This is a genomic window from Pontibacterium sinense (assembly GCF_015209595.1).
In the GTDB taxonomy this organism is placed as follows: Bacteria; Pseudomonadota; Gammaproteobacteria; order Pseudomonadales; family Balneatricaceae; genus Pontibacterium; species Pontibacterium sinense.
Window position 1 is genome coordinate 24,757 of the sequence record NZ_JADEYS010000003.1, and the last position, 13,007, is coordinate 37,763.

The following is a 13,007-nucleotide window of genomic DNA, read 5'->3' on the forward strand; positions in this document are numbered from 1 at the left end:
GTCCAACATAAAATGTTTGTAAAGCACAGTGTGCGCCTGCCGATAAGTAATATCAACGACCGAGTAATAGCCCTCCTAATAAAAAGGAAAAAAGTGCTAAAGCGCTGAAACGGGTGGTCGATAACTAAATCAAGCATTCGTTGGGTGAGCATTAAACACCCAATCAAGAATTTAAAAAGCGGCCGGTCAGACCAGGCTGATTATGAGGAGAAAATCTCATGGCAATGGTAATTAATTCAAACATCATGTCGCTGAATGCTCAGCGTAACCTGTCTACTGCTCAGGCAGACCAGAACCAAGCGATGGAGCGTCTGACCAGTGGTAAACGAATCAACTCTGCAGCAGATGATGCAGCCGGTCTGGCGATTTCCAACCGTATGACCTCTCAGATCAACGGTCTGAACCAGGCGGTACGTAACGCCAACGACGGTATCTCTTTAATCCAGACAGCAGAAGGCGCGCTGGATGAGTCCACCAACATCCTGCAGCGTATGCGTGAACTGTCCGTGCAGTCTTCCAACGGTACTTACGACAGTGGTAACCGTGACACGCTGAACGCTGAGGTACAGCAGCTGATAAAAGAGCTGGACCGTATCTCTGAGACTACCAGCTTTAACGGCCAGAAAGTTCTGGACGGCAGTTTGGGTAACATTGACCTGCAGGTAGGTTCCGAAGCCAACGAAACGATCGGTTTTGAAATTGATAAGATGGATGCCAAGTCTTTGGGCCGCGGAGAAGGTGCGGTTGGTGACGGTACCTTTACACTGGCGGTTGAAACATCAACAGCGCAGAGTGGTGCCTCAGGTAGCCTGAGTACCCTGAATGCTGATGACCTGACCCTTAATGGTGTCACTGTTCCGGCATCAGAAACCTCTTCTGATACGGTTTCCTCGTCGGATAATGCTGCATCTGCAATCTCGACTGCGGCCGCGATTAATAGTATCTCGGGCCGGACGGGTGTGGTGGCGGAAGCTAATGCGACAACTGCAACGCTCAATTTGGGCGGTGCATCATCAGCCACGGCGCTGCAAGCGGGTGACCTTGTTATTAATGGGGTTGATATGGCAGCAGCCAGTGGTATTACTGCAACCTCCGATGGTTTAGCAGAGCACATAAATACGTTCTCAATGCAAACAGGTGTTCGGGCTGAGAATAACGCTAATGTATTGACTTTTACTGCTATAGACGGCCGTAACATCGAAGTGGCGTCTGATGGTGCGGTGACCAATCTTACTACCCTTGGAGCAACCGATTCTGTTGCAACAGGTACAGTTACTCTTCGCTCCAATGAAGAGTTCACGATCGGTGGGAATACCCCCGAATATGTTGGGCTGGACGAAAAAACAGTGGCGGCTAACGAGACGGTTGCGTTGCAGGAGACCGTTGCTGCTATCACAGTGAGTGATTTGCAGATAACTAGTTCGAATGGTGGCGATGCCCTAAGTTTTGATATTAATGGGGCGACTATTACAGCCACTACAACCGCTGCAGATGCTACTACAGCAGATGCTTTAGTTGTGGCTATCAACGATGCTGCGGAGGGGACTGGCGTCACCGCTGCCATTGATCCGGCAGATGATAATCAGATAGTCCTGAGCGCAATAGGTGATCTGGACATTACAAATGTTTCTACAGATGCTGGTAGTGCGAGTATAACAAGTGCGTCTTTAGCTATTAATGCATCTAACAACGTAGGGACGGAGCAAAGTGCTTCTGTTCAGGAAACTGACGGTACTAACTTCGACCGGATGACGAACGGCGATCTGACCGTTAACGGTTATAACGTTGACTTTGATAATGTGCCAGTTATCGACGGTACCAATGAAAAATCTTTTGTTGGTGATCGCGCCAGTGCTCAACATACTGCATTGTCGATTAACAATACCGAAGGCCTGAAAGACGAAGTTGTCGCGACAGCGAAGACTGAAGCCAATTTAGGTAAAGTGTCGGCTGACGCAGCTCTGGATGCTAACTTCGGTCTGGTGGTTAATGGCGACTTTATTGATCTGGACGGTGAGGTTAAGGACAGTGATGCCAGCGGCAATCTGGTTGGCCAGCTGAATGCGGCGTTTGAATCGTCTAGCAGCGCCGATGTGAACGGTCTGGTCGCCAGTGTTAATGACAGCGGGGAACTGCTGATAACCGCCGATGATGGCCGTAACATCACTGTGCAGACCTACGATGCTGCGACTACTGAGGTTGAGGTTACTGCTAATGGGGGGGCCACTGTTGATGCTGCGGTAAACTCTGACAGCTTCCTGGCGAGCTTTGATGTAACTGCACAGAATGCGGTCACTGCTAAAGGTACAGTAACCTTGGAAGCGAAAACAGGTCATACCGTGGGTGAAATTGGTGGTGACAAGCGTTCGTTGGCGGGCATTGATGCGGGGGCTGATGCCGTTGCCAATATCGATATCTCGACTGTTGAAGGTGCGCAGGCGGCCATCGACTCTATCGATAATGCGCTGGAGTCTGTAAACGAAACCCGCTCTGAGCTGGGTGCGGTGAATAACCGTCTGGACTTCACTATCAATAACTTGTCCAACGTATCTGAGAATGCGTCTGCAGCACGGTCCCGTATCGAAGATGCAGACTTCGCAGCTGAATCTGCCAACCTGTCCCGTGCACAGGTACTACAGCAGGCCGGTTCTGCGATGTTGGCTCAGGCGAACGCTGCTCCACAGCAGGTACTGTCACTGCTTCAGTAATAATCAGCCGTAACTAAAACTGCCCGGTCGCAAAGGCCGGGTGGTTTCCACCATCAAACAGGAGGTGAGTGATGGCTATCGAATCCGTAAACGCTGCAGCAGGTGCAGCCTCCTCAGCACAGCAAACATCCTCGCAACAGGCTGATCAAACTCAGCAACAAGTCCAGCAAGCTCAGAAAGCTGAACAGGCTCAGAAAGTCTCTGATCAGGAAGTCCGCGCGAAAGAAGCGCTTCAGGAGTCGGAACAGGTGTCCGCTGAAGAACTACAGGCGGCGATTGATCGTCTGAATGAGTTGATGAAGGATGGTCAACGGTCTCTTGCCTTCAGTGTCGATGAAGAGCTTGGTGAAGTTGTTGTTAAGGTAATGGATACCAAAACCGAACAGCTGATCCGTCAAATCCCCAATGAAGAATCATTAAAATTTGCAAAAAACCTTGAAGGGGTTTTAGGTGTGATTTTTAATGACCGTGCTTAGCAAAGAAAACGCACAAAATTAGGTCTGGAGATACATCATGGGTAGCAACGTTATATCATCGTTGAACGCAGGTTCAGGGATTGATACTAAAAGCCTGGTTGAGGGCTTGGTAAAGGCGGAAAAAGGGCCTAAGGAACAGCTACTCACTTCTCGTCAGACCAAGTTGGAAACTCAGATTTCTGGATACGGTACCTTTAAAAGTATCTTAAGTGAGTTTAAAACAGCGATAAAACCCCTATCCGATGCCGATACGTTTAAAGCACGGGCGGTCTCTTTCCCGGATACTGATATCATTTCACCCTCAAAGCTGGATGCAGATGCTCAAGTTGGTAGCTTTCAGGTTGAGGTGCTTGGGGTTGCTCAATCTCAGAGCTTAGCATCAGCTGCAATCGATGATGCGGACGCCGCTTTAGGGGCAGGCTCTCTTACCTTTCAATTTGGCTCTTGGGCCGCTTATATCGAAGATAATAACAATCCCTTTGCCGTGAATGCAGATAAAGAATCACTCACCATTGAGTTGGATGCAGATGATTCCCTGAATGACCTGGTGCAGAAGATCAATGATTCTGACACTGGCTTGCAAGCCGCTATTGTTCAGGATGAAGGTAAGTATAAATTTCTTCTTACGGCGCCTTCGGGTGAAAACAATGCGGTTAGTATTGCGGCGACAGGTGCGCTATCTCAGTTCTCTTTTGATGGAACCGATACTCACATGAAGCAGCAGCAGGTTGCTGCTGATGCGTCTTTAAAAGTGAATGGTCTGTCAGTCTCCAGGGAATCTAATGAGATCGAAGACGTTATTCAGGGGTTAACCTTTTCTGTTAATAAAGCCAGTGCAGGCGAGAAAATAAACTTCTCCATTTCAGAAGATAAATCGACGGGCGAAAAAGCCGTTCGGGATTTCGTAGAAGCATATAACACACTCTATGAAACGATGAAGAACCTCACGGGTAACAAGAAGGCCGACGAGGATGATGAGAACAAAACCTTAGGTTCTCTCTCATCGGATGGTACCGCGAAAGGTATGGTATCTCAGCTGCGGGAGATGCTAACGGGGTCTGTTGCAGGCTCAGATAGTAGTTTTGATGCGTTAACGTATTTAGGTGTCCGTACACAGCAAGATGGCAAACTTGAAATCATTGAGGATGATTTTAAGGCGGCCATCAAAGATAACTTCGATAAAATCGGTGAGTTGTTTGCGCCAAATTATTCGGCGACCAATTCTAATATTTCGGTAACGGCAGGCTCTTATGTTGAGAAGGCCGTTGCGGGCACTTATGTTGTAGAAGTCACCGCCGAGCCTGCCAAAGGGTATGTGTATGGAACCCAGTTGGACGCTAACTTCTCTTTAAATACGGCGTCAGATGACTATAGCTTTACGATCAATGTCAACGGAACTGAGTCGAATAGTATCTCTTTGCCAGCCAATAAAGCGTATGCCTCAAAGGATGCGATGGCGGCAGAACTGCAAAGCCTGATTAACGGTGACAGTAAGCTAAAAGCCACCGGTATCGCGGTTGATGTGATCCATAATAACAGCAGTCCCCCTGGAAATTTCGAATTTGTCTCCCGACAGTACGGTGATTCGTCTAAGGTCAGTTTTTCTGCGACGGGTGCGGGTATGGCGAAGATGGGTATTACCGATGCCTTAACCGGAGTTGCGGGGGTTGATGCGGCAGGTACCATTGATGGCAAAGCTGCATTTGGCGCCGGTAATGTGCTTTTGCCAAAAGTGGATAGTGATCCTTATGGTTTGAACTTTACAGTTGGCGCGGGCAGTCTGGGGACTAGTAGCGTAACCTTTGGGCGTGGTCTGGCGGGTGAGTTATCGCTGCTGATTGATAACTTCCTGACGGGTGATGGCGGTATCGCATCCCGGGAAAAAAACATCAACGAGCAGATTGATGGTATCAAGGAGGATAAAACCGACCTTGATACCCGAATGAGTAAGCTGGAGATACGTTTGACCAACCAATTTCAGGCGATGGAACGTATTCTTTCATCTCTGAAAAATTCCGGTAATTCGTTGGACGGCCTTGTAGATCGCTTGCCATTTACAGCGAAAAAATAATTTTTTGGTAGAGCCGAGTATCAACTCCGCTTTGTCTATTCATCTCTTTTGATTAGGTCAGTAGTAATGAGTGTTAATCTGAATGCTTTAAAGCAGTATCAAAATGTCGACCTTCGGGCTACTGCAGAAACGGCGTCTCCGCATAAGCTTATAGAGATGTTGATTGACGGTGCGTTGGGTGCAATGGCGAAAGCCAAAGGTGCAATTGAGCGCGGCAGCATCGAAGAGCGTACCCAGCATGTGAATAAAGCGGTTGAGATTGTGATTGGGTTGCGCGGATCCCTGGATCATGAGAAGGGTGGAGAGGTGTCCGGTAATCTGGATTCTCTTTACGAATACATGACACGCACGTTAATGCTGGCTAATCGTGAGAACGATGGGGAGCGTGTACAGGAGGTCATGAACCTGATGCTGGAGATTAAGCAGGGTTGGGCAGGAATGCCTGAAGACGTTAAGCAAGGCAAGGCTGCTGCTGAAAACGCTTAATATAAGTTGTTTCGCTTCCTCTAAGAAAAATGGCGTGCTCCTTAGGTGCACGCCATTTTTTTATGCATAAACATTGTGATCTGATGGCAGTTCTTCCTCCGCGCTTGCTTCAGGAGAGCAGGGATTTTGACGATTGAATGTTTTGGTGTGCCAAAAAGTTGACATTCTGCTGTTTGGTGAAATACTTCATCTAATGATTTTTTGACGCTTAGCCACTGTGATGACTCAATCAAACCTTAATTTGGTGTACGTGGATGACGGCGGAGATGGCTATTTGCCATCCTGTGCGGGTTTTCTGCAGCTACCTTTACAGCATTTCGATTACCCCCTCTGGCTGCAAAATGCAGATCAACTGGACGGCATTGATTCACCGGTGCTGTTGCTCGGGGCTTGCCGCACACCGATCGCTGTAGATCGAATGCTGATCCAGCTGGCCGAAAACAACCCCGATATGCCGGTGCTCTTGTGTGGGCTGGCGAGAGAGGAGCTGGTGGCGCTGCCCGATGAGCTTAAACCGATGGTGGTGGGGGCGTTAACTGAGCAGTTCTCTTACGGTGAGCTGACGGATTTATTGCATAAGGCTCAGGTTTACCGCCAGCAGAAATCCAGCGGACAGCCGGTAATCGCGCCTAATGGCAGCAGTGTGCTGGGTGTCTCGGATGCCGTGATTCAGGTCCGGGCGATGATCAATAAAGTCGCGATGCGGGATGTCAGTGTGCTGATTACCGGCGAATCCGGCACCGGTAAAGAGGTCGTGGCACGCAATCTACATGAGCATTCTACGCGTCAGGGTGGACCTTTTGTGCCAATCAACTGTGGCGCTATTCCGGCTGAGTTGTTGGAAAGCGAATTGTTTGGTCATGAGAAGGGGGCGTTTACTGGGGCGGTGAATAGTCGGCCCGGACGGTTTGAACTGGCGAAAGGCGGCACCTTGTTTCTGGATGAGATCGGGGACATGCCGTTGAATATGCAGGTGAAAATCCTTCGTGTCATTCAGGAGCGGAAGTTTGAGCGTGTGGGTGGTACCAAGACACTGGATGCTGATGTACGCATCGTCGCCGCGACGCATAAAGATCTGGAGTTGATGATCGAAGAGAATGAGTTTCGGGAAGATCTCTACTTCCGCCTCAATGTTTTTCCTATCGAAATGTCCCCCCTGCGTGAACGTATTGAGGATATTCCTGTGCTGCTTGAGGAGATGGTACGGCGTGCCGATGCTCAAGGTTTAGGAAAGGTTATTTTCCACTCGAGTGCGCTGCGGTCACTGCAATTGCATCCCTGGCAGGGGAATGTTCGTGAATTATCCAATCTTGTTGAACGTTTAGTGATTATGTATCCCGATGGGGTGGTGGGTGTCTCTGAGTTGCCCGCTAAATTCCGACATATTGAAGAACCTGATCCCGATCGTTATCAACAGAAACTGGATTTCGGCCAGATTCCTGAGCGTCCGGCAGCGGAACCGGTCACTTCCGGTGAGTGCCTGTTGCCGGAACATGGCCTGAATATGAAAGAGTATTTAGAGCAACAGGAGCGGGCGCTAATTGAACAGGCCCTTGATAGTTGTGAGAGTGTGGTCGCACGTGCTGCCGAAAAGCTGCAGGTACGTCGGACCACATTGGTTGAGAAAATGCGTAAGTATGGCATTCAGCGGAAATAATGATTAATGGATAAGTGGGTTGCGGCAGAAGCTCGAATTGCCGAACTGGAAACACAGGTTTTGCAGCTGGAACAGCAGTTAGAAAAAGAGCGTCAGGCAGAGTCGGATGAGTCCAAACGGCTGGCCTCCAAAATGCGTCAGTTGCTTGATCTTCTTCCGGCGGGTGTTATCCAGATAGGTGGGGACGGTGTGATCTCCGACTGTAATCCGGCCGCTGAGGAGCTGTTGGGAAGTCAGTTGCGCGGTGAGTTGTGGATAGCTGTGATCCAGCGTTGCTTTGCACCGCGCAGTGATGATGGTCACGAGGTCTCATTACACGATGGCCGTCGGGTCAGTCTGGCAACACGGGCGATGGATAACGAACCGGGACAACTGGTGCTTCTGACCAACCTGACAGAAACACGATTGCTACAGGATCGCCTGTCTCATTATCAGCGTTTGTCTGAGATGGGACGGATGATGGCATCGCTGGCTCATCAGATACGTACGCCTTTATCGGCCGCCTTGCTGTACGTTGATCACCTGTCGCGCACAGATATCACCCTTGAGCAGCGCACCAAATTTACTGCTAAAGTGAAATCCCGTCTGACTCACCTCGAAAAGCAGGTGCGGGATATGCTGGTGTTTGCGCGTGCTGAAACCCGCTTGGATGATCAGCTCACAACGGAACAGTTGTTCAGTGATATAGAGGATCAGCTGGATGTGCCGTTAACGTCGTTTGATGCCGATTGTGACTGTATTAATCATGCGCCGGGATTATCCATTCAGTGCAACAAAGATGCATTGTTAGGGGCGATTATTAATCTGGTTGAAAATGCGTTGCAGGCGACAGGCGAAGGAGCTGAACTCACCCTGTCCTTGTCGACGGACAGCGGAAACCTGTGGATCAATGTTGAAGATCACGGACCGGGTATGGATGACGAAACGCTGAGTCGGGCGATGGAGCCCTTTTATACGACCAAGTCCCACGGTACCGGGCTTGGTTTGGCGGTTGCTCAGGTTGTGGCGATGGCACATCACGGTCAGTTCGAGCTTCAGTCGTCGCTGGGTGAAGGAACAACGGCGTCAATAATTATGCCAGCGCAGTCAGCTGGTTGAGTGGTATAGCGGTAGATAGAGTATATGACAGCCCGAATTCTGATTGTTGAAGATGACAGCGCGTTGCGAGAAGCGCTCTGTGACACCCTTGAGTTAGCCGGTTTCGAATATGTGGCGGCAGAAAGTGGTGAGGCCGCGCTGAGTTTGTTGGCTGAAACGCACGTTGAGATGGTTGTGACCGACGTTAATATGCCGGGGATTGACGGTCATCAGTTGCTGGAGCGGATTAAACAGTTGCAGCCGGGTTTGCCCGTTATGCTGATTACCGCCTTTGGACAGGTGCATAAGGCGGTCGAGGCCATTCAGGCAGGTGCAGTCGATTACCTGATGAAGCCGTTTGAGGCGCAAGCTCTGGTGGAGGCTGTGCGGCGCTACGCGCAGGGCTCCCTGAGTGTTGAAGAGTCTGAAGAGCCGGTTGCTGACGAAACCAGCAGTAAACAGTTGCTCCAACTAGCACGTCGTGTGGCCGCGAGTGATTCAACCGTGATGATTACCGGCGAATCAGGAACGGGTAAAGAAGTGCTGGCACAATATATCCACCGCCACTCTTCTCGCCGTAAAGCGCCGTTTGTCGCGATTAACTGTGCTGCTATCCCTGAGAATATGCTGGAAGCGACGCTGTTTGGTTATGAGAAAGGCGCGTTTACCGGTGCTTATGCCGCCACACCGGGTAAGTTTGAACAAGCGGATGGTGGAACCCTATTGCTTGATGAGATCAGCGAGATGGATCAGGGCCTACAGGCTAAGTTGTTGCGTGTGTTGCAGGAGCAGGAAGTTGAACGGCTCGGCGGCCGTAAACTGATCAAGCTGGATGTGCGTGTGTTGGCGACGAGTAACCGGAAGCTCGAAACCTATGTGGCGGATGGCAAGTTTCGGGAAGATCTATATTACCGTCTGAATGTCTTTCCGTTGCAGTGGAAGCCACTACGCGAGCGGCGAGCGGATATTGTCCCTTTGGCCGAACGGTTGTTAGCTAAATACTGTACCAAGATGGGGCGGGCACCTGCATCGTTCAGTGCGGATGCACAACAGGCACTGACGCAGCACAACTGGCCGGGCAATGTTCGGGAGCTGGATAATGTTGTGCAGCGTGCGCTGATTATGCAGGCCGGTACGGCAATCAGTGCGACCGACTTATTACTCAACCCTGACTCGGTCACTTCCGAACTGTGTAATCAGTTCGAGAATACTGAGGCAGACGTTGATGCGGATGATAACAATCAGCTCGGGGCTGATCTTCAGCAGCACGAATTTCAGCTGATTATCGATGCGTTGAAAGCAACGGGTGGAAGTCGTAAAACGGCAGCGGAAAACTTAGGGATCAGTCCTCGAACGTTACGTTACAAATTAGCCCGGATGCGCGAAGCGGGTCTGGATCTTGATAGATTGCTTGGAAAGTAGGGCCGTTTAGGGGATTGCGCTTTTTGAGGGTTTAAGGCGCGCTGAAGTTGTGGATTTAACGGCCTGAGAGGGTTTTTAGCGGCAAGATCAGCTCTGTTTAAAGACCTTGTAAGGTTACCCCTGATGGTGACCAAAACCTAACCAAGACCAATGTCTTAGGCCGGATAGACCAATGTCTAATTCAGGCGGTGAGTGCCGTACGGGTATAAAACTTACCAGTTAACGGACACACGAAACGCCCGAATAAGAAGTATAAGGACCTGATGTTGTTTATCAGGTCTAAAAAGGGCCAACGGATTCCAAGAATTAAAATAATTTACAGCTAAGGGCATCACGATGAGTGAAGAAAAGGTATATCCAGTTTCTCCTGAAATTGCAGCGGAAGCTCACATCGACAACGATAAGTATCTGGCGATGTACGAGCAGTCTGTAAACGACCCGGATGCATTCTGGGGCGAAGCCGGTAAGCGTCTGGATTGGTTTAAGCCGTACACGAAAGTTAAGAACACATCCTTTGATCCGCACAATGTTGATATCCGCTGGTTCGAAGACGGTACGCTGAACGCATCTTACAACTGTCTGGATCGCCACCTGGAAACTCGCGGTGATCAGGTAGCAATCATCTGGGAAGGTGATGACCCTAGCGAATCTGAAAATATTACTTACCGTGATCTTCATGAGCGCGTATGTAAATTCTCTAATGCTCTGAAAGCACGCGGCGTTGAAAAGGGTGATGTTGTTACCCTGTACATGCCAATGATCCCTGAAGCTGCGGTTGCCATGCTTGCATGTACCCGTATCGGTGCTGTTCACTCTATCGTTTTCGGTGGCTTCTCTCCGGAAGCACTGGCAGCGCGTATTGAAGGTGCAAACTCCAAAGTAGTTGTGACCTCAAACTACTCTCTGCGTGCAGGTAAGTCTGTTCCTCTGAAAGACAACGTCGACAAAGCACTGCAGCAAGACGCTGCTAAAGCCTGCGTTGACAGTGTGATTGTTGTTAAGCGTGTCGACAAAGACGTTGCATGGAACGACAGTGTTGATGTTTGGTACGAAGATCTGGTAGCTGAAGCGTCTGCAGAATGTGCTGCAGAAGAGATGGAAGCAGAAGCTCCGATGTTCATTCTGTACACCTCTGGCTCAACCGGTGCGCCAAAAGGCCTGAAACACACGACCGGTGGTTACATGGTGTATGCGTCCATGACGCATGAATACGCTTTCGATTACAAAGAAGGTGATATCTACTGGTGTACTGCGGATGTGGGTTGGGTAACCGGTCACAGCTACATCGTTTACGGACCTCTGGCGAACGGCGGCACCTCTCTGATGTTTGAAGGTGTGCCTAGCTACCCAGATAACAGCCGTTTCGGTCGTGTTATCGAGAAGCATAAAGTTAACCAGTTCTACACCGCACCGACTGCAATTCGTGCACTGATGCAGCAGGGTGAAGATGTACTGGGTGATTCTGACCTGTCTACCCTGCGTATCCTGGGTTCTGTAGGTGAGCCGATCAACCCGGAAGCGTGGGAATGGTATCACCGTATTATCGGTCAGGGTCGTTGCCCTATCGTTGATACGTGGTGGCAGACTGAAACTGGCGGCATGATGATCCTGCCTCTGCCAGGTGCGACTGCAACTAAGCCGGGTTCTGCTACCCGTCCATTCTTCGGTGTACAGCCTGCGTTGCTGGATGCGGAAGGGAATGAGCTGGAAGGTGCTGTTGATGGTAACCTGGTACTGAAAGATTCCTGGCCTGGCCAGAGTCGCTCAATCTGGGGTGATCACGAACGCTTTATCCAGACATACTTCTCCACGTATAAAGGTGTTTACACCACGGGTGATGGTGCGCGTCGTGATGAAGACGGTTACTACTGGATCACCGGTCGAGTGGATGACGTAATCAACGTATCGGGTCACCGTATGGGTACTGCAGAGGTTGAGTCTGCACTGGTTGCACACGAAGCGGTTGCTGAGGCAGCTGTAGTGGGCTATCCACACGATGTGAAGGGGCAGGGTATCTACGTTTATGTAACCCTGCAGTCTGGCTTTGAACAGTCTGATGAGCTGCTTAAAGAGCTGCGCATGCACGTACGTTCTGAGATCGGTCCAATTGCATCTCCGGATCTGATTCAGTTTGCGCCAGGCATGCCAAAAACCCGTTCCGGTAAGATCATGCGTCGTATCCTGCGTAAAATTGCTGAAGACGATTTCGGTGCGCTGGGTGATACCTCCACACTGGCTGATCCAACGGTTGTTGATGATCTGATTGAAAATCGAATGAACCGTAAAGGCTAATCTTTCCTGATAGCGTGATACTTGAAACTCCCACCCGGTTTTGCCTGGTGGGAGTTTTTGTATTAACGGTGTTATGATGGAGCCGGGATTAAGTTGCAGTACAGGAACTTGCACTGTCAGAGGTGTAAGAGGGGGGTAGTAAACGCATGCAGCTAGCACAAAAAATAATTATTGCCGATGATCATCCGCTGTTTCGAGCAGCGTTGAAGCAGGCAGTGGCACAGGCAGTGCCAGGTGTGGCAACAGTAGAAGCTGATTCATTGGCGGCTGTGCAGGAAGCAGTAGATCAAAATCCTGACGCAGATCTGGTGTTGCTGGATATTCACATGCCGGGTACGAATGGCTTTTCTGGATTAGTGTTCCTGCGAGGTCAGAATCCGGGGATTCCCGTTGTTGTTGTATCGGGTAGTGAACAGCCACATGTTATGAAGCGCGCGCTTGATTATGGTGCGTCTGGTTTTATCCCGAAATCTGCACCACTGGAAACCATCTCCGACGCGATCAAAGCTGTACTCGAAGGTGAGGAGTGGTTGCCGCAAGAAGTAGCGGACAATCTGGGTGATGTCAGCGAAGAAGATCAGAAATTTGCCGCCGCGTTGGCCGCCCTTACACCACAGCAGTTCCGTGTATTGACGATGCTAACCGAAGGTCTGTTGAACAAGCAGATTGCTTATGAGCTGAATGTATCTGAAGCGACCATTAAGGCTCATGTAACCGCTATTTTGCGTAAGTTGGGCGTTCATAGTCGTACGCAGGCTGTTATCGCTGCTCAGCGTCTTGGTGTAGAGCCACCGAAGACGGATGTAGAGTAAAATACC

9 protein-coding genes are annotated in these 13,007 nt (G+C 50.0%); all 9 read left to right on the forward strand.

Translation table 11 applies throughout. The annotated features are described in order from the left end of the window. The first annotated feature begins 218 nt into the window (after positions 1-218). Complete coding sequence (locus IOQ59_RS03755) at positions 219-2,708, forward strand: flagellin N-terminal helical domain-containing protein (protein ID WP_193951927.1); 2,490 nt, start codon at positions 219-221, stop codon at positions 2,706-2,708. Between the two features lie 71 nt (positions 2,709-2,779). Continuing rightward, positions 2,780-3,184, forward strand: a complete 405-nt coding sequence (locus IOQ59_RS03760; protein WP_193951928.1) for a flagellar protein FlaG — start codon at positions 2,780-2,782, stop codon at positions 3,182-3,184. 37 nt (positions 3,185-3,221) lie between these two features. Beyond that, the gene (gene fliD, locus IOQ59_RS03765) at positions 3,222-5,255 is read left to right on the forward strand and encodes a flagellar filament capping protein FliD (protein WP_193951929.1); all 2,034 of its coding nucleotides are present in this window, start codon (positions 3,222-3,224) and stop codon (positions 5,253-5,255) included. A 66-nt stretch (positions 5,256-5,321) separates the two neighbouring features. Continuing rightward, positions 5,322-5,741, forward strand: a complete 420-nt coding sequence (fliS, locus tag IOQ59_RS03770) for a flagellar export chaperone FliS (RefSeq protein WP_193951930.1) — start codon at positions 5,322-5,324, stop codon at positions 5,739-5,741. A gap of 220 nt (positions 5,742-5,961) precedes the next feature. Beyond that, positions 5,962-7,398 carry a sigma-54 dependent transcriptional regulator gene (locus IOQ59_RS03775; protein WP_193951931.1) on the forward strand — a complete coding sequence of 479 codons (1,437 nt, stop codon included), beginning with the start codon at positions 5,962-5,964 and terminating at the stop codon, positions 7,396-7,398. Between the two features lie 6 nt (positions 7,399-7,404). Continuing rightward, complete coding sequence (locus tag IOQ59_RS03780) at positions 7,405-8,496, forward strand: sensor histidine kinase (RefSeq protein WP_193951932.1); 1,092 nt, start codon at positions 7,405-7,407, stop codon at positions 8,494-8,496. A 24-nt stretch (positions 8,497-8,520) separates the two neighbouring features. Further along, the gene (locus IOQ59_RS03785) at positions 8,521-9,897 is read left to right on the forward strand and encodes a sigma-54-dependent transcriptional regulator (RefSeq protein ID WP_193951933.1); all 1,377 of its coding nucleotides are present in this window, start codon (positions 8,521-8,523) and stop codon (positions 9,895-9,897) included. Positions 9,898-10,233: 336 nt separating this feature from the next. Then, complete coding sequence (gene acs, locus IOQ59_RS03790; protein WP_193951934.1) at positions 10,234-12,189, forward strand: acetate--CoA ligase; 1,956 nt, start codon at positions 10,234-10,236, stop codon at positions 12,187-12,189. A gap of 146 nt (positions 12,190-12,335) precedes the next feature. Further along, positions 12,336-13,001: a response regulator transcription factor gene (locus tag IOQ59_RS03795; protein ID WP_193951935.1), complete on the forward strand. Its 666-nt coding sequence runs from the start codon at positions 12,336-12,338 to the stop codon at positions 12,999-13,001. Positions 13,002-13,007 lie beyond the last annotated feature (6 nt).